We start from the raw sequence: 18,180 nt of genomic DNA on the forward strand, positions 1-18,180 counted from the left end.
CTAGAACATCCAGTGATTATCTGGCGATTAACCTATCAAGCGACGGAAGCCAGTTTGGCGTTGGCCTGGTTCAAGCCCTTCTCCTGAAAGTCGCCACCCAGGTTCATGCCTTCGGCATGAATGAAGGTCACGTCGTGGATACCGATAAAACCCATCACCTGACGCAGGTAAGGTTCTTGATGATCCGCCGGGCCGCCGGCGTAAATTCCGCCGCGAGCGGTCAGCACGTAGGCACGCTTGCCGCTCAGCAGGCCTTGCGGACCGGTGTCGGTGTACTTGAAGGTGACGCCGGCACGCAGCACATGGTCAAGCCAGGCCTTGAGGGTGCTCGGGATCGCAAAGTTGTACATCGGCGCGGCCATGACCAGCACGTCGGCAGCCAGCAGTTCATCGGTCAATTCGTTGGAGCGATCCAGAGAAGACTGTTCGCTGTCGCTGCGCTGATCGGCAGGCTTCATCCAGCCACCCAACAGGTTGATGTCCAGGTGCGGCACCGGGTTCACGGCGAGATCACGCACAGTGATCTGATCGTCGGGGTGCGCGGTTTTCCACTGATTGATGAAGGTCTGGGTCAACTGACGGGACACCGAGTCTTGCTGGCGGGCGCTGCTTTCGATGATCAGAACGCGGGACATGTTGTGTAGCCTCCATCCGAGAATGTTGTAGGTCGATGGAGTGAAGGTTAAACAGAGCTGAATCGATGAAAAAGCGCAAATAATTGCTGCAAAGCATCGAAAATTTAGTTTAGATGCAACTCAACCCTTTGAGAGTGAGCTTGCTGGCGAAGGCGATGTGTCAGCACGAGCATGGATGACTGATCTACCGCCTTCGCGAGCAAGCCCGCTTCCACAAGGGAGATTTGCTGTTATTTCGGGGTACAGGTCAGATCGATGCGCAGTTTGATAATGGTGCGGGTGAACTTGGCCGTGGCGTTTTTATGTTTGCCGGCCACGACTTCGATGTTACGTGTGCGTGGCGCCTCGGGACCGTTGCGGAACACCACTTTGCAGCTCGCGTCGACGTCGCCGTAGTTGGCCACCTGGATGGAGCCAATGTCGTTATCCGTGGCGAAACTCTGGTAGTCGATCTTCATGCCATTGAGATTTTTCTGCACATCGATCGGATACGCAAAGGCTGTCAACGGCAGCAGTGCCAGCACCACACAACAGAATTTTTTCATTCGACAGTCTCCAATGGGGACCGTCAGCTTAGGACAAGAGGAGCTATTGATGAAAGCGCCCCGCGTGACCCTGGATCAATGGCGAACATTGCAGGCCGTAGTCGACCACGGCGGATTCGCCCAGGCCGCCGAGGTTCTGCACCGTTCGCAGTCGTCGGTGAGTTACACCGTTGCCCGTATGCAGGATCAGCTCGGTGTGCCGTTGCTGCGGATCGACGGTCGTAAAGCGGTACTGACCGAAGCCGGCGGCGTGTTGCTACGCCGCTCGCGGCAACTGGTCAAACAGGCCAGTCAACTGGAAGATCTCGCCCATCACATGGAGCAAGGCTGGGAAGCGGAAGTGCGGCTGGTGGTCGATGCGGCTTATCCAAGCTCACGTATCGTGCGTGCGTTGACTGCGTTCATGCCACAGAGCCGTGGCTGTCGCGTGCGTCTGCGTGAGGAAGTGTTGTCGGGTGTCGAGGAGGTGCTGCTCGAAGGCGTGGCCGATCTGGCCATCACCGGCCTGAGCATTCCCGGTTACCTGGGCGCGGAGCTGAGCGACGTGGAGTTTGTTGCGGTTGCTCACCCAGACCACAGCCTGCATCGGCTCAATCGTGAACTGAGCTTCCAGGATCTGGAAACCCAGATGCAAGTGGTCATCCGCGACTCCGGTCGTCAACAGCCACGGGATGTCGGCTGGCTCGGCGCCGAACAGCGCTGGACCGTCGGCAGTCTCGCCACGGCCGCGACATTCGTCAGCAGCGGCCTGGGCTTTGCCTGGTTACCGCGACACATGATCGAACGGGAACTGAAAGAGGGATCGCTCAAGCTGCTACCGTTGGATCAGGGCGGCAGCCGCAACCCGAGTTTCTATCTGTATTCGAACAAGGACAAACCGCTGGGCCCGGCGACACAAATCCTCATCGAACTGTTGCGCACCTTCGACACCTTGCCGCTGGACGCACCGTTCGCCGCCCCTGAGCAAGTCTGACACGGAGTCCAGCGATGGCCTATTTTGCGCACGAAGGTTGCAACCTGCACTACGAGGAATATGGCCACGGCACGCCGTTGCTGCTGGTTCACGGGCTCGGCTCGAGCACGCTGGATTGGGAAATGCAGATCCCTGCGCTGGCCGCGCACTACCGGGTGATCGTCCCGGATATCCGTGGCCACGGGCGCTCGGACAAACCCCGCGAGCGCTACAGCATCGCGGGGTTCAGCGCCGATATGGTGGCGCTGATCGAGTATTTGAACCTTGGTCCGGTGCACTACGTCGGTCTGTCGATGGGCGGCATGATCGGCTTCCAGTTGGGTGTTGATCAGCCGCAGATGCTCAAGAGCCTGACCATCGTCAACAGCGCCCCTGAAGTCAAACTGCGCAGCCTCGACGACTATTGGCAATGGTTCAAACGCTGGAGCCTGATGCGCGTGCTGAGCCTGGCGACCATCGGCAAGGCGCTGGGCAGCAAACTGTTCCCAAAACCCGAACAGGCGAATCTGCGGCAGAAAATGGCGCAACGCTGGGCAAAAAACGACAAACGTGCTTATCTCGCCAGCTTCGATGCAATTGTTGGCTGGGGGGTTCAGGAACGACTTTCCCGGGTGACCTGTCCAACGCTCATCGTCAGTGCCGACCGTGATTACACACCTGTGGCACTTAAAGAAACCTATGTAAAACTGCTGCCCGATGCGCGGCTGGTGGTGATCACTGATTCACGCCATGCCACCCCGCTCGATCAGCCCGAACGCTTCAATCAAACGCTGCTGGCGTTTCTCGCCGCAGCCGATATTCAATCTCAGGATCACTGACCCATGCTGAAAAAACTCGCCCTCGTCGCCGGCACCGTGCTGTTTGCTGCCAACCTGATGGCTGCTACCCCGGCCAAAGCGCCGCACGTGCTGCTGGACACCACCAATGGCCAGATCGAAATCGAACTGGACCCGGTCAAAGCGCCGATCAGTACCAAGAACTTTCTGGCGTACGTCGACAGTGGCTTCTACAACAACACGATTTTCCACCGTGTGATCCCGGGTTTCATGGCTCAGGGCGGTGGTTTCACCCAGCAGATGCAACAAAAGGACACCAAGGAACCGATCAAGAACGAAGCCAGCAATGGCCTGCATAACGTTCGCGGCACCTTGTCGATGGCCCGTACTTCCAATCCGAACTCGGCCACCAGCCAGTTCTTTATCAACGTCGCTGACAACGCCTTCCTCGATCCAGGCCGTGACGCCGGTTATGCGGTGTTTGCCAAAGTGGTCAAGGGCATGGACGTCGTCGACATCATCGTCAACTCGCAAACCACCACCAAAAGCGGCATGCAGAACGTGCCTGTCGACCCTGTGATTATCAAGTCGGCCAAACGCCTCGACTGAGTACAGCAGGGCATATCGAGCGGCGACGGCCTGATCCCGCGCCGCTCACACTGATAAAAGGAGAGCCCGTACTCCGGGCGGTTATCTGATGCTCTATCGCCGTTTTGAACAACTGATCGACATATTCCGCGACGCCCCTACGGCGTCTCCGCCCGACCGTGTGCTCCCCTTCTATACCTATTACCTGAAGCAGGTCTGGCCGAGTTTCGCCGCCCTGCTGGTGGTCGGCCTGTTCGCCGCGCTGATCGAAGTGGCGCTGTTCAGTTACCTGAGTCGCATCATCGACCTGGCCCAAGGTACGCCAAATCCGAATTTCTTCAGCGATCACGCCCTCGAACTGACGTGGATGGTGGTGGTTGCGCTTGTGCTCAGACCGATTTTCTTCGGCCTGCACGACCTGCTGGTGCACCAGACGTTAAGCCCCGGCATGACCAGCATGATCCGCTGGCAGAACCACAGCTACGTGCTCAAGCAGAGCCTGAACTTCTTCCAGAACGACTTCGCCGGGCGCATTGCCCAGCGCATCATGCAGACCGGCAACTCGCTGCGTGATTCAGCAGTGCAAGCGGTGGATGCACTGTGGCATGTGGTGATCTACGCGATCAGCGCGCTGGTGCTGTTCGCCGAAGCCGACTGGCGCCTGATGGTCCCGTTGCTGACGTGGATCGTCGCCTACATCGGCGCACTCTGTTACTTCGTGCCGCGGGTCAAGGACCGCTCGGTGGAAGCCTCCGACGCACGTTCGAAACTGATGGGCCGAATCGTCGACGGCTACACCAATATCGCCACGCTCAAGCTGTTCGCTCACACTCATTTCGAACAGCACTACGCCAGGGAAGCGATCGAAGAACAAACCGTCAAAGCGCAAATGGCCGGCCGCGTGGTCACCAGCATGGACGTGGCGATCACCGCCATGAACGGCTTGCTGATCGTCGGCACAACCGCGCTGGCCCTGTGGCTGTGGACGCAATCGCTGATCACCGTCGGCGCGATTGCCCTGGCCACCGGTCTGGTGATCCGCATCGTCAACATGTCCGGCTGGATCATGTGGGTGGTCACGGGCATCTTCGAAAACATCGGCATGGTCCAGGACGGTCTGCGGACCATCTCGCAGCCGGTCAGCGTCACCGATCACGAACACGCCAAACCGCTGGCCGTGGCCAATGGCGAGGTGTGTTTCGAGCACGTCGATTTTCACTACGGCAAGAAGAAAGGCATCATCGGCGACCTCAACCTGACCATCAAACCGGGTGAAAAAATCGGTCTGATCGGGCCGTCCGGCGCCGGTAAATCAACCTTGGTCAACCTGCTGCTGCGCCTCTATGACGTCGAGGGCGGGCGCATCCTGATCGACGACCAGAACATCGCCGACGTCAGCCAGGAAAGCCTGCGTGAGCGGATCGGTATGATCACTCAAGACACGTCGCTGCTGCACCGTTCAATCCGCGACAACTTGCTGTATGGCAAGCCTGACGCGACTGACGCACAGCTTTGGGATGCCGCGCACAAGGCCCGTGCCGATGAGTTCATTCCGTTGCTGTCGGACGCTGAAGGCCGCACCGGCTTCGACGCGCATGTCGGCGAGCGCGGGGTGAAGCTGTCGGGCGGTCAACGTCAGCGCATCGCGATTGCCCGCGTGCTGCTCAAGGACGCGCCGATTCTGATCATGGACGAAGCAACCTCGGCCCTGGACTCGGAAGTCGAAGCGGCGATTCAGGAAAGCCTGGAAACCCTGATGCAGGGCAAAACAGTGATCGCCATTGCTCACCGCCTCTCGACTATCGCGCGCATGGATCGCCTGGTGGTGCTGGAAAACGGCAAGATCGCCGAGAGCGGCACCCACGCCGAACTGCTGGCCCATGGCGGACTGTATTCGCGGTTATGGGCGCACCAGACCGGCGGATTTGTCGGGATCGATTGATCATTGGGTCAATACAATTGCAATGTGGGAGTGAGGGTTTCGACATTGCCGCCGGCCTCGCCTCCAACGGTTACGGCGAGCATTCGCCCGGTCAGTATTCGATGGCGGCCGGGTTTGTCACCGAACGGGTGATGACTGCGATGTTTGTGATCATCATTCTGGGCGCCACCGATAAACGTGCACCGCCGGGCCTCGCACCGATTGCCATAGGTCTGGCGCTGACGTTGATCCACCTGATCTCGATTCCGGTGACCAATACCTCGGTGAACCCGGCGCGCAGTACCGGGCCGGCGCTGATGGTCGGCGGCTGGGCCATCGCGCAGTTGTGGATGTTCTGGGTGGCGCCGCTGTCGGGTGCGGTGGCCGGTGAAGTGATTTATCTCTGGTTGGGTAACGAAAAAACCTGAGTCCAACACAAAACCAAATGTGGGAGCGGGCTTGCTCGCGAAGGCGTGGTGTCAGGCAATATTTGCTGTACTGACACACCGCCTTCGCGAGCAAGCCCCACATTGGAGATTTAGGTTTGGCGGTAGGGCAAGGCTGCTCTCGCTTCTTCGGCGTAGGCCAGGACACCGGCGCGTTCCTGCTGCAGGAAGTCTTTTACCGCCGCTTTCAGACCCGGATGCCGCAGGTAATGCCACGAGTGAGTGATCACCGGTTCGAAGCCACGAATCAGTTTGTGCTCGCCCTGAGCACCGGCATCGAAACGCTGATAGCCCTGGGCAATCGCGTAGTCCATGCCCTGATAAAAACAGGTTTCAAAGTGCAGCCGATCAAATTCGGCAAGGCATCCCCAATAGCGCCCGTAAAAACTGTCACCGCCAACCAGACTGAAGGCCATGGCCACCGGCCGTGAGCCCTGCCTGGCCAGCACCACGCGGATCGATTCGGGCATGCGCGCGGCCAGCAAACTGAAAAACTCTCGCGTCAGATACGGTGTCTGCCGACGCACGGCGTAGGTATTGGCATAGCAGGCGTAGACGAAATCCCACTGCGATTCGTTTAGCTCTCGCCCTTGTAGCCATTCAAATTCGAAGCCCTGCCCCGCCACCTGCTCGCGCTCCTTGCGCATCTGTTTGCGCTTGCGCGAACTGAGCACGTCGAGAAAATCCTGAAAGTCGCGATAGCCTCGATTGTGCCAGTGATACTGACAGCCGATGCGCTGCAACCAGCCCGGCTGCTCGGCCATGGCGGCGTCGGTGAACGGATCGGTGAAATTGATGTGCGCGCCGGACAGCCCTTCGATTTCCAGATAACCCGGCAGGCTCTTGAGCAGCTCAAAACCGTCTTCGACCTTGGCCGCCAGCAACCGAGGGCCGCTGACTGGACTGAACGGCACAGCCGTCAACAGTTTGGGGTAGTAATCGATTCCGGCTCGGGCGCAGGCATCTGCCCAGCCATGGTCGAACACATACTCGCCGTAGGAGTGCCACTTGCGGTAACCCGGCAAGGCGGCGATCAGCCGACCATCTTCGATGTGCAGTAAATGCTCCGGCTGCCAACCGGTGTGAGGGCCGACGCTGCCGCTGTCCTCCAGCGCACTGAGAAAAGCATGACGCAGAAACGGCTGATTGTCCGGCACCAATTCATCCCAAGTGGCCGGGGCGATTTCTGACAGGTTCTGCAGGCAGTGCAACGGCATCAAAGAGCTCTCCACTTCGGGGTTTCAGCGCTCGGCGAGTATCGCCGATTGCGCCGCATTGCACACCCGTCATCGGGCGACAGCGCTCTAGATCAATGGTTCACGACCAACGCGTACCGTCATCAACCTGCCATCACCGTGCCACTGCCCTGTCATAAACCATCGCGATACTGGCGCCTGTTTTTAGAGCGCCGGGTTCTACCCGGACACTGTTTTCCGACCTTCAACCGTCGGTTGTGCCCAGGATGGTTCAGCCATCCCACTCATCTTCGGAGATTGCTATGCGTCTTGCTTCCACGAAAACTGCGGCGGCCCTGTGCGGTGGCCTGTTACTGGCCATGAGCGTTCCGGCCAGTGCTGCAGTCGACGCCAAACTGCTCGACATGCTCAAGGCTAACGGTTCGATTTCCCAGGCGCAGTATGTAGAACTGCAAACTGAACTGGCCAAGGATCAGAAGGCTCAGCAAATCGCCCAGCAGGCGCAGCAAGAGACCAATGAACAAGTCGCGGCTGTCGCGAAGAAGACCAACGAACAAAGCGTCTTCGACCAGAAACTGGCCTGGGCTGCCAAGACCCAGTTCAAGGGTGACGTGCGCATCCGCCAGGAGACCGTCAAGATCGACGGCGAAGCCAACAACGGCGGCCGCGAAAAGGATCGTCAGCGCATCCGTGCACGTCTGGGTGCCTACACCGAGATCAACCCGCAAGTGGACACCGGCATCCGTATCGCCACCGGCGGCGGCGACGATGCTCGTTCGACCAACCAGGACCAGGACAACTACTTCGACAAGAAGCAGATCTGGCTGGACCTGGGCTACATCGACTACCACCCTGATGCGATCAAGAACCTGCATGTGATCGGCGGCAAGATGCTGCAACCGTGGGTGAGCATGGGCGACGTGATCTGGGACGGCGACATCAACCCGGAAGGTCTGGCCGTCACTTACAAGTACCCACTGGGCAGCAGTGCCGAACTGTTCGGCAGCCTGGGCAACTACAACCTCAAGGACAACGTCGACGGCGAAGGCGTGCAATTCCGTCACGACCTGCGCCTGACCTCCGGCCAGTTGGGTAGCCGCATCGCCATCACCGACAACCTGAAACTGACCGTTGGCGGCAGCGTCTACGCCTACCAGAACGATCAGGACAGCCGTTGCACGGGCTCTTCCACACCGTGCGCACTGGCCGTCAATGGCAACTCGGCCAACAACGAATTCCGTCTGTACGAGGGTTTCAGCCAGATCGACATCGGCGGTCTGCCAATGCCGCTGTCGTTCTACGGTCAGTATGTGAAGAACAACGATGCCGTGACCGATCAGGACACCGCCTGGTTGCTCGGCGCCAAGTCGAAAGTCTTCGGTCTGAACCTCGACTACAACTATCGTGACGTGCAGCGCAATGCTGTGGTCGGCGCCTTCACCGATTCCGACTTCGCCAACGGCACCACCGGCTCGCGTGGGCACAAGTTCAAAGTCGGCTACGACATCGACAAGAATTTCGCCCTCGGCGCCACGTACTTCCTGACCAAGGCTGACTACTCCAGCCGCACTCAGCGCGACGCCGACACCAACATTCTGCAACTGGACGCAGAAGCGAAGTTCTAAGCAACAGAGCAACAGATCTCAGGCGATGCGCTTCTCATCCGGGTGCAGCGCTTGAGATGCTTCAACAGTCTGGCGCGGCTACGGCGATCCCCATCATCCGTGTGCCGCAGGCGCGTCAGTCTGCTTCTCCCCCTAGGGGCTGTCTTCCCGAAGCCGCGCCGCCAACCGCTCGGCCAACGCATCCACCCCCTCTTCAGGTTTCTCCGGCATCGCCTTCAGCGTCGCCTGCATCAATCGCATCTGGCGTATAAAGCGCCGGCAATTGGGGCAGAACATCAGGTGATGACGCACCATCAGTTTTTCGCGAAAGCTCAGCTGGCCATCGAGATAATCGCTGGAGCGCGCCACTTGTTCCTTACAGGTCAGCATTCCCCGGTCTCCTCAAAATGCTCCACTGTCGCGAAGACTTTCAGCCGCGCACGATGCAGCAGCACACGGACATTGGAGAGCGATATCTCCAGAAGATTACAGATCTCTTCGAGCTCAAGGCCCTGACGTTCGCGCAACAACAAAACGCTGCTTTGCAGTTCCGACAGGTTGAGCAGTGTGTGTTCGAGGCACTCACGCAACTCGCTTTCGGTGAGCAGCGCTTCAGGCGTGTCCTGGTGCCAGGCGAACGGTGCGATCAGCCAGTGGCCATCGCCGGGGGAAAAGCGGTCATCATCAATGGTGCCGTGGGGTGACGGCAAGTCATCCATCAACACTTCGCGGCGATTCTGCTTGTAGCGACTCTTGGCCGAGTTGGCGGTGATGGTCAGCAACCAGGTCTTGAGACTGGAGCGGCCTTCGAAACTGCCGATATGGCGCACTACCGACAGCCATGCATCCTGCACCACTTCTTCGACGTGACGCTGGCCGACAATCGCATAAGCGACGGCGCGCATGGCGCTTTGATAAGTCGTGACCAGTTCCTTGAAAGCCTGTTGCTCGCCTGCCAGCAAACGCGCGAGCAGTTGGGTGTCGTCAACCGCCATCCATCAATCCCCTTGTTCCGACTTCGAAAATGATAGCGGCAGGATTCGCCTGAAGCGTCTCCTGCCGCCATTTCCGAAAACTACAGCGTTTCAACCGATTCGGATGTAGGAAAGGTCAGCGTGATTAAGCGGAAATTAAACCACTTTCAACGCTTGCACAGAATCACGCTACCGATCGAGTAACCCGCACCGAACGAACTCAATACCGCCAGCGAACCGGCAGCCAGATCATCCTGATACTTGTGGAAAGCAATCACGGAACCGGCAGAGCTGGTGTTGGCGTAAGTGTCGAGGATCACCGGGGCTTCCTCTTCGGTGGCGTCGCGGCCCAGCAGTTTGCGCACGATCAGATGGTTCATGCTGAGATTGGCCTGATGCAGCCAGAAACGCTTCACATCGCCGACATTGAGCTTGTTCTCTTCCAGATGCGTACCGACCAGTTCAGCCACCATCGGGCAAACATCCTTGAACACCTTGCGGCCTTCCTGCACGAACAGCTTGTCGCGAGTACCGACGCCCTCTTGCGCTGCGCGGTTGAGGAAGCCGAAGTTGTTGCGGATGTTGTTGGAGAACTTGGTCAGCAGTTTGGTGCTGACCACGTCGAACTGGTATTTGGACGTAGCCAGATCGGCGCGCTCGATGATCACGGCCGTGGCGGCGTCGCCGAAGATGAAGTGGCTGTCGCGGTCACGGAAGTTCAGGTGACCGGTGCAGACTTCCGGGTTGACCATCAAGATCGCCCGGGCCTGGCCCAGTTGCACGCTGTTGGCGGCCGCCTGAATGCCGAAGGTGGCCGAGGAACAGGCCACGTTCATGTCGAAACCGAAACCCTGAATGCCCAGGGCTTCCTGGACTTCGATGGCAATGGCCGGATAAGCACGCTGCAAGTTGGAGCAGGCGACGATCACGCCGTCGATGTCAGCGGCGGTTTTGCCGGCACGTTGCAAGGCTTGTTCGGCAGCACCGATGGCCATTTGGCAAAGTACTGACCATTCGTCGTTGGAACGCTCCGGCAGACGCGGGGCCATGCGCTGCGGATCAAGAATGCCTTCTTTGTCCATGACAAAGCGGCTCTTGATGCCCGAGGCTTTTTCGATGAAGGCGGCGCTGGATTCCGTCAGGGCCTGGATGTCGCCGCTGGCGATGGCGTCTGCGTTGTCCGCGTTGAATTGCGCGACGTAGGTATTGAAAGACTGCACCAGCTCTTCGTTGGAGATGCTGTTGGCCGGGGTGTACAGGCCGGTGCCGCTGATGACGACGTTATGCATGGTCGTTTCTCTAATCTGTTCAGGCAGAAAGTGCTGGAACCGTCGTACCAACACACAAAGGGTCTATTCCCATCCGGGGGACGCAAACCTGGCATCGTTTTATTCCGTTGCGTGACCACGCCGAAGGCTCTGGGTCGCGAAACAGGCATTTATGGTCGCGAAGTTTGCCATAAACCCAAGGTTTTGGCCCCTTTCTCAAGCACAACGCAAATCCCAAGGCGGGGGGCTTGCTCGCGAAGGCGGTGTGTCAGTCACCGAATCAGTTATCTGACACTACGCCTTCACGAGCAAGCCCGCTCCCACAGGGGGACTGTGCACGTCGATAGATCTAGGGTTCGACCTGGGTCCATTGTTTATTCAGGCGCTTATCGGAAATCGGCACTTTCGTTCCCAACTGCTGGGCGAACAGCGAAACCCGATATTCCTCCAGCCACCAGCGATACAACTCAAGCTGTGGATCGCGTTTGCCTTCCTGGGCATGCTTGGCGGCGCGGGCCTGGTATTGGGCCCACAAACCGGCCAGTTCACCGCTCCAGACCCGATCCTTCTGCAGTTGCGCGCCCAGTTTTTCAAAACGCTGCTCGACGGCTTTCAGATAACGCGGCAGCTCCTTGAGCCATTGCATCGGCGTTTCCCGCACGAACCCCGGGTAAACCAGATGACTGATCTGTTGCTTGATGTCATTCAACGCCACGGCTTGGGCCAGATCGATCTTGCCCTTGAAGCGCTTTTGCAGGCCATGCCAGATCTTCAGAATCTCCAGCGTCAGCCGCGCCACGCGCTCGGCGTGTTCGGTCCAACTGCCACGCTTGCGTTCGGCCAGCGCCGCCAACCCTGCACCGTCACGCGGCAACGGGTCTTCGCCGTCGAGAATGCAACTGTCGAGACTGGTCAGCAGAATGTCTTCGACCAGCGCATCGACCCGGCCCAGTTCACGGTAGAGCAAGCCCAGTTCGGTCTGCCCCGGCAACTTGCCACGCAGGAATTTGGCCGGTTCGGCCAGTTGCTGCATGAGCAAGCGCTGCAACGCACGACGATGCTGGAACTCGGCTTCGGCCGGGGTCGAGAACCGCCCTTCCTTGACCGTGCCGCCCTCTTCCACCAGCGCCGGGTAGACCGTCATCGACAGCCCGGCAATTTTCTGCTGAGTTTTTGCTGCCACCGGCGCGAAGACTTTCGCCTCCACCGGCTGCTGACTCTTGGCACTCTGCGGCACGGCCAGTGCGGCCTGACTGGCTTCGGCGAAACGCGCAGTCAGTTCGGCCAGATCCCGTCCTTCGCCAAGGAATTTGCCTTGGCCGTCGACGATTTCCAGGTTCATGCGCAGATGCCCTTCGACCTGCTGCGCCGCTTCCGCCCACGCCTCATCGCTGACCCGCGCACCAGTCATGCGCAACAACTCGCGCCCCAACGCCTGGGGCAGCGAGCCCTCGGCGAAGGTCATGCGTTGCAGCGCAGCCTTGATGAAGTCCGGCACCGGCACGAAGTTCTTGCGCAACGCTTTGGGCAGATTGCGCACCAGAGCGATGCACTTGGCCTCGATCAGCCCCGGCACCAGCCATTCCAGACGCTCCGGCGGCAGCATCGGCAGCAACGGCGCCGGCACCCGCAGGGTCACGCCGTCACGGGGGTGATTGGGTTCGAAGTGATAACTGAGCGTCAGTTCCAGATCACCGATGTGCAAGGTATCGGGGTAATGCAGTGCGGTGACTTCACTGGCCTCGCGGGCCAGCACGTCTTCTTCGCGCATGATCAGCAGTTGCGGGTCTTTCTGGCTGTTGATCCGGTACCAACTGTCGAACGTCGCGCTCTGGTGAATCTCCGCCGGCAGCCGCGCATCGTAGAAGGCGTACAGGGTTTCTTCGTCGGCCAGAATGTCGCGGCGACGGGCCTTGGCTTCCAGTTCATCGAGCTGTTCGAGCAGTTGTTTGTTGGCGCTCAGGCACTTGGCTCTGGACTGAATCTCGCCCCGCACCAGACCTTCGCGGATAAACAGCTCACGCGAAACCACGGGGTCAACCGGGCCGTAATGAACCGGTCGGCGCCCGACCACAATCAGCCCGAACAGGGTGATCTGCTCGAAGGCCACGACCTGGCCGCGCTTCTTCTCCCAGTGCGGTTCGAAGTGATTTTTCTTGATCAGATGCCCGGCCAGCGGCTCGATCCAGTCGGCGTCGATCTTGGCGACCATGCGCGCATAGAGCTTGGTGGTCTCTACCAGTTCGGCGGTCATCAGCCATTGCGGACGCTTCTTGCCGATGCCCGACGACGGGTGAATCCAGAAACGTCGCTGACGGGCGCCGAGGTAATCGCCGTCCTCGGTTTTCTGGCCGATCTGGCTGAGCAAACCGACGAGCACCGCTTTGTGCAGTTTCGGGTAATCGGCTGGTTCTTTATTGAGGCTCAACTGCATGTCGCGGCAGATCAGGCTCAACTGGCGATGGGAATCACGCCACTCGCGCAGACGTAAATAGTTGAGGAAGTTCTTGCGGCACCAATTGCGCAACGGGCTGGCGGTCAGCGCCTGGCGCTGTTCTTCAAAACCACGCCACAGATTGACCAGGCCGGCGAAGTCGGAATCGACATCCTTCCATTGCGCGTGAGCCTGATCCGCCGCTTGCTGGCGCTCCGGCGGACGCTCGCGCGGGTCCTGAATCGACATGGCACTGGCGACGATCAGCACTTCCTGCAAGCTGCCCAGTTTCGCCGCTTCAAGCAGCATGCGGCCCATGCGCGGGTCGACTGGCAGGCGCGCCAACTGACGGCCGAGCGGGGTCAACTGACTGTTGCGATCCACCGCCGAGAGTTCTTGCAGCAGGTTGAAACCGTCGCTGATCGCCTTGCCGTCCGGCGGCTCGATGAACGGGAACGCAGTGATTTCGCCGAGGCGCAGATGCAGCATCTGCAAGATCACCGCCGCGAGGTTGGTGCGCAGAATCTCCGGGTCAGTGAATTCCGGGCGACCGAGGAAATCTTCTTCGCTGTACAAACGTATGCAAATGCCCGGCTCGACCCGGCCGCAGCGGCCCTTACGCTGGTTGGCGCTGGCCTGGGAAATCGCTTCGATCGGCAAACGCTGAACCTTGGCGCGGTAGCTGTAGCGGCTGATGCGCGCAGTGCCGCTGTCGATCACGTAGCGGATGCCCGGCACGGTCAGCGAGGTTTCAGCGACGTTGGTCGCCAGCACGACGCGACGGCCGGGGTGCGACTGGAAAATCCGCTGCTGCTCGGCCGGCGACAGGCGCGCGTACAGCGGCAGAATCTCGGTGTGTTTGAGTTGGGCCTTGCGCAGCATGTCGGCGGCATCGCGAATTTCGCGCTCACCGGGCAGGAACACCAGCACATCGCCTGGGCTGCGACGTTCGCTGCGCTCGTAGGCGGCAATTTCGTCGAGGGTGGCGAGGATTGCCTGATCGACGGTCAGGTCGTCCTCAACGCGGTTGCCCTCCTCGTCCTGCTCCAGGGTCAATGGGCGATACCAGGTGTCCACCGGGAAGGTGCGGCCGGAGACCTCGACAATTGGTGCGTCATCGAAATGCTTGGAGAAACGCTCCAGGTCTATGGTGGCCGAGGTGATGATGACCTTCAGGTCGGGACGGCGCGGCAGCAGGGTTTTCAGGTAACCGAGCAGGAAGTCGATGTTGAGGCTGCGTTCGTGAGCTTCGTCGACAATGATCGTGTCGTAGCGTTCCAGATAGCGGTCGTTCTGGGTTTCCGCCAGCAGGATGCCGTCGGTCATCAGTTTGATCAGGGTGTTGGAATCGCTCTGATCTTCGAAGCGTACCTGGTAGCCCACCAGCGACCCGAGCGGCGTCGCGAGTTCTTCTGCGACGCGACTGGCAACACTGCGGGCAGCGATCCGCCGTGGCTGGGTGTGGCCGATCAAACCGTGTTGGCCGCGACCGATTTCCAGACAGATTTTTGGCAACTGCGTGGTTTTGCCCGAGCCGGTTTCGCCCGCGATGATCAGCACCTGATGCTTTTCCAGCGCCTTTTTGATCTCGTCACGCTTGGCCGCAATCGGCAGGCTGTCGTCGTAACGAATCACCGGCAGGCTGGCCTTGCGCGCCAGCACTTGATCACAGGACGCCTGCATGCGCGCCACCCACTGGGCCAGCTTGGCCTCGTCTGGCTTTTTGCGCAGCTCAAGCAACTGCCGCCGCAGCCGGTGGCGGTCGGCGAGCATGGCGTGGTCGAGGTTTTTCAGCAGTTTGTCGATGGAGGGCGATTCTTCGGTCATCGGGTACGCAATTCAGTCGTCTAGTGGCGCAGGGTGGCGATTGTCGCAGAAAAGCAGCTACAAGCGGCAAGCTACACGCCGCAAGTTGAATCAACTGCTGGCCTGAAGCTTGTCACTTGCCGCTCGTCGCTGCTGTTATTCGTTATCCAGGCCCTTGCGCCGGTACGGGAAGACGTCGATGACCTTCCCTGCCCGAATCGCCTCCTGCAGGCTCTTCCAGTAATCGGCGTTGTACAGCTCGCCATGCAACTGATCAAACAATTTGCGTTGACCGGCATCGGCGAACAGGAACGGCGGAAACTCTTCGGGAAACACATCCAGCGGCCCGATCGAGTACCACGGCTCTGAAGCCATTTCATCCTCTGGCGTGCGCGGTGTCGGGATGTGGCGGAAGTTGGCTTCGGTCAGGAAGCAGATTTCGTCGTAGTCATAGAACACCACCCGCCCGTGACGGGTGACGCCGAAGTTCTTGAGCAGCATGTCGCCGGGAAAGATATTCGCCGCCGCCAATTGCTTGATCGCCAAGCCGTAATCCTCCAGTGCCTCACGCACCTGCGCTTCGTTGGCGTTCTCCAGGTACAGGTTGAGCGGGGTCATGCGCCGTTCAGTCCAGCAGTGGCGGATCAGCACAGTATCGCCTTCCACCGACACCGTGGACGGCGCCACTTCCAGCAATTCTTCAAGGCACGCGGGGTCGAACTTGCTCAGCGGAAAACGAAAATCGGCAAACTCCTGGGTATCGGCCATGCGCCCAACCCTGTCGACACTTTTCACCAAGCGGTATTTCTCGATGACCGTGGCGCGGTCGACGTTTTTCGACGGTGAGAAACGGTCCTTGATGATTTTGAACACGGTGTTGAAACCCGGCAGCGTGAAGACGCTCATCACCATGCCGCGCACACCCGGGGCCATGATGAACTGATCGTCGGTGCTGGCCAGGTGATTGATCAGCGCGCGATAGAACTCGGACTTGCCGTGCTTGTAGAAACCGATCGAGGTGTACAACTCGGCGATGTGCTTGCCCGGCAAAATGCGCCGCAGAAAGCCGATGAACTCCGCCGGCACCGGTACGTCGACCATGAAATACGAACGGGTGAAGGAGAAGATGATCGACACATCGGCTTCATCGGTGATCAGCGCATCGATCTGAACCCCACGCCCTTCGCGGTGCAGCAGCGGAATGACCAGCGGCCATTGCTCGTCGCGGGTGTAGATGCGCCCGACCAGATACGCGCCCTTGTTGCGGTACAGAACCGAAGAAAACAGTTCGACGCTCAGTTCCGGATCCTTGCAGACCCAGTCCGGCAGGTTCTCGCGCAATTGCGCTTCGAGGCGGTGCAGGTCACCGGGCAAATCGGCGTAATCCTCACCGAAACGGTAGTCGGCAAAGATACTCGCCAGCATCCCGGACAACTGACCTTGCGGCTTGTAGGTGCGGGTTTGCGCGGCGCGTGCTCGGCGCAGGCTCGGCCGGGTGGTGTGGATGAACATGCAGCCGTCGCTGATCAGGTCATGGCTGAACAGCCCGCAGAAAATCGAGTTGTACCAGGTCTCGGACAGCTCATCGTCGAAGCGCAAATCGATGACGCGGATGTAGGCGCTTTTCACCAGTGGCCAGCCATTGACGTCCATCAGTGCTTCGTCGTCGAAATGTTCACGCAGCCGGGCGATGGTTTCGCCGACCTTGTCTTCGTAGAGGTTGATCCGCGCCGCCGAGGCCGTCTGGATCTCCTGCCAGCGCGCCTGCTCGAAGCGCTCCCGGGCGCCGTCAGTGATCCGACGGAAATGCTCGCGGTAATCGTCAAAGCCATCGAGGATCATGCGGGCGATGTCGGGGGCTGGCCATTGCTGCGGCATAGATGAGACCTCTGCGTGCATTCGGAATGCCTGAGCTTAGCCACGGAACCGGCCGCAGGTGAAGTGCAATTTGTGCCAAAACCGCGTCGTGGTTGCACATGACAGGAATTATTCGTTGCCGGCGTCAACACTGGACCGGTCGGACCAAAGTTAAATGCCCCAATAGCGGTTGCCATCGTCAGGGCGCTCGGCAACACTCTCGTCCCGATAAAGGAAGGAGTGTCACCGTGAGCCCCGTCGATATTTTCCGCATGCTGTCGCTCGCTGCTATATGGGGCGCGAGCTTCCTGTTCATGCGCATCATCGCGCCAGTGGTCGGTACGGTGCCGACCGGGTTTTTGCGGGTATCGATTGCCGCTGTCGGTCTGGTGGTGATCCTGGGGTTGATGCGCGTGCGCTGGGATTTCAAAGGCAAACTGAAAACCGTGATGCTGCTGGGCGTGATCAACTCGGGCATCCCGGCCACCCTGTATTCGGTCGCGGCCCAAGTATTGCCGGCCGGCTATTCAGCGATTTTCAACGCCACCACCCCCTTGATGGGCGTGCTGATCGGCGGACTGTTCTTCAGTGAAAAACTCACCGTGGCCAAACTTGGCGGGGTATTCCTCGGACTGTTCGGCGTCGGCGTGCTGACCCGTGCCGGCCCCGTGGCGTTTGACCTGCAATTGCTGATGGGCGCCATTGCCTGCCTGCTCGCGACCACGTGTTACGGTTTTGCAGGATTTCTCGCGCGACGCTGGCTGGATCAGGCAGGTGGACTGGACAGTCGCCTCTCGGCCCTGGGCAGCATGCTCGGCGCGACGCTGTTCCTGCTGCCACTGTTCGGCTACAGCGTGATCACCGCACCACCGGCAAATTGGGGCGGCTGGAGCGTGTGGCTGTCGCTGCTGGGCCTGGGCCTGGGCTGCACCGCATTTGCCTACATCATTTACTTCCGTCTGCTGAGTTCCATCGGCCCGGTCAAGTCGATGACCGTGACCTTCATGATCCCGCCGTTCGGCGTGTTGTGGGGCGCGTTGTTTCTCGATGAGCCGCTGTCGATGGCGCACATCTATGGCGGGGTGTTGATTGCACTGGCGTTGTGGTTGGTGCTAAAGCCGGCGGTGGTCAAATCTGCCCGAGCCGCCGCGCAGTAA

General features: G+C 59.6%; 14 protein-coding genes and 1 pseudogene. 7 read left to right on the forward strand and 8 right to left on the reverse strand.

Features of this window, described 5'->3' with window-relative positions; genetic code table 11:
• Positions 1-35: 35 nt before the first annotated feature.
• The gene (locus AACY50_RS05475; RefSeq protein ID WP_339431061.1) at positions 36-635 is read right to left on the reverse strand and encodes an FMN-dependent NADH-azoreductase; all 600 of its coding nucleotides are present in this window, start codon (positions 633-635) and stop codon (positions 36-38) included.
• A 230-nt stretch (positions 636-865) separates the two neighbouring features.
• Entirely contained in the window at positions 866-1,180 is a 315-nt protein-coding gene (locus AACY50_RS05480) for a 3-phosphoglycerate kinase (RefSeq protein WP_221729354.1), read from the reverse strand.
• A 49-nt stretch (positions 1,181-1,229) separates the two neighbouring features.
• Here AACY50_RS05480 and AACY50_RS05485 point away from each other — a divergent pair, with 49 nt between their 5' ends.
• The 5 genes and pseudogenes from AACY50_RS05485 to AACY50_RS05505 form a co-directional block, all read left to right on the forward strand.
• A complete protein-coding gene (locus tag AACY50_RS05485; RefSeq protein WP_339538272.1) occupies positions 1,230-2,153 on the forward strand; it encodes a LysR family transcriptional regulator in 924 nt (307 codons plus the stop codon).
• A 14-nt stretch (positions 2,154-2,167) separates the two neighbouring features.
• Positions 2,168-2,971 carry an alpha/beta fold hydrolase gene (locus AACY50_RS05490; protein WP_339538273.1) on the forward strand — a complete coding sequence of 268 codons (804 nt, stop codon included), beginning with the start codon at positions 2,168-2,170 and terminating at the stop codon, positions 2,969-2,971.
• Between the two features lie 3 nt (positions 2,972-2,974).
• On the forward strand, positions 2,975-3,538 hold the full coding sequence (locus AACY50_RS05495; RefSeq protein WP_339431058.1) for a peptidylprolyl isomerase: 564 nt from the start codon (positions 2,975-2,977) through the stop codon (positions 3,536-3,538).
• A gap of 88 nt (positions 3,539-3,626) precedes the next feature.
• Positions 3,627-5,459, forward strand: a complete 1,833-nt coding sequence (locus tag AACY50_RS05500; RefSeq protein WP_339431057.1) for an ABC transporter ATP-binding protein — start codon at positions 3,627-3,629, stop codon at positions 5,457-5,459.
• Positions 5,460-5,485: 26 nt separating this feature from the next.
• Positions 5,486-5,866 (forward strand): annotated as a pseudogene (locus AACY50_RS05505) (aquaporin); the annotation flags it as partial.
• Between the two features lie 110 nt (positions 5,867-5,976).
• Here the strand turns inward: AACY50_RS05505 and AACY50_RS05510 are convergent.
• Positions 5,977-7,101 (reverse strand): GNAT family N-acetyltransferase, encoded by a 1,125-nt coding sequence (locus AACY50_RS05510; RefSeq protein ID WP_339464888.1) that lies wholly within the window; start codon positions 7,099-7,101, stop codon positions 5,977-5,979.
• A gap of 281 nt (positions 7,102-7,382) precedes the next feature.
• Here AACY50_RS05510 and AACY50_RS05515 point away from each other — a divergent pair, with 281 nt between their 5' ends.
• Positions 7,383-8,705, forward strand: a complete 1,323-nt coding sequence (locus AACY50_RS05515) for a putative porin (protein WP_221729360.1) — start codon at positions 7,383-7,385, stop codon at positions 8,703-8,705.
• A gap of 132 nt (positions 8,706-8,837) precedes the next feature.
• Here the strand turns inward: AACY50_RS05515 and AACY50_RS05520 are convergent, their stop codons facing one another.
• From AACY50_RS05520 to aceK, 5 genes are all read right to left on the reverse strand, one after another.
• Positions 8,838-9,074, reverse strand: a complete 237-nt coding sequence (locus AACY50_RS05520; protein ID WP_339431055.1) for an anti-sigma factor family protein — start codon at positions 9,072-9,074, stop codon at positions 8,838-8,840.
• Complete coding sequence (locus AACY50_RS05525) at positions 9,068-9,679, reverse strand: RNA polymerase sigma factor (RefSeq protein ID WP_221729362.1); 612 nt, start codon at positions 9,677-9,679, stop codon at positions 9,068-9,070. Before AACY50_RS05525 ends, AACY50_RS05520 begins: the two co-directional genes overlap by 7 nt.
• 146 nt (positions 9,680-9,825) lie before the next feature.
• Positions 9,826-10,947 (reverse strand): beta-ketoacyl-ACP synthase III, encoded by a 1,122-nt coding sequence (locus AACY50_RS05530; protein ID WP_339538274.1) that lies wholly within the window; start codon positions 10,945-10,947, stop codon positions 9,826-9,828.
• A gap of 328 nt (positions 10,948-11,275) precedes the next feature.
• Positions 11,276-15,187, reverse strand: a complete 3,912-nt coding sequence (gene hrpA, locus AACY50_RS05535; protein ID WP_339538275.1) for an ATP-dependent RNA helicase HrpA — start codon at positions 15,185-15,187, stop codon at positions 11,276-11,278.
• A 135-nt stretch (positions 15,188-15,322) separates the two neighbouring features.
• Positions 15,323-17,044: a bifunctional isocitrate dehydrogenase kinase/phosphatase gene (gene aceK / locus AACY50_RS05540; RefSeq protein WP_339464885.1), complete on the reverse strand. Its 1,722-nt coding sequence runs from the start codon at positions 17,042-17,044 to the stop codon at positions 15,323-15,325.
• A 227-nt stretch (positions 17,045-17,271) separates the two neighbouring features.
• On the opposite strand from aceK, the gene AACY50_RS05545 reads away from it, so the two are divergent.
• Positions 17,272-18,180, forward strand: coding sequence for a DMT family transporter (locus AACY50_RS05545; protein ID WP_339431051.1), 909 nt, complete (start codon positions 17,272-17,274; stop codon positions 18,178-18,180).

Origin of the sequence: Pseudomonas sp. RA_15y_Pfl2_54, assembly GCF_963971015.1 — a bacterium.
In the GTDB taxonomy this organism is placed as follows: Bacteria; Pseudomonadota; Gammaproteobacteria; order Pseudomonadales; family Pseudomonadaceae; genus Aquipseudomonas; species Aquipseudomonas baetica_A.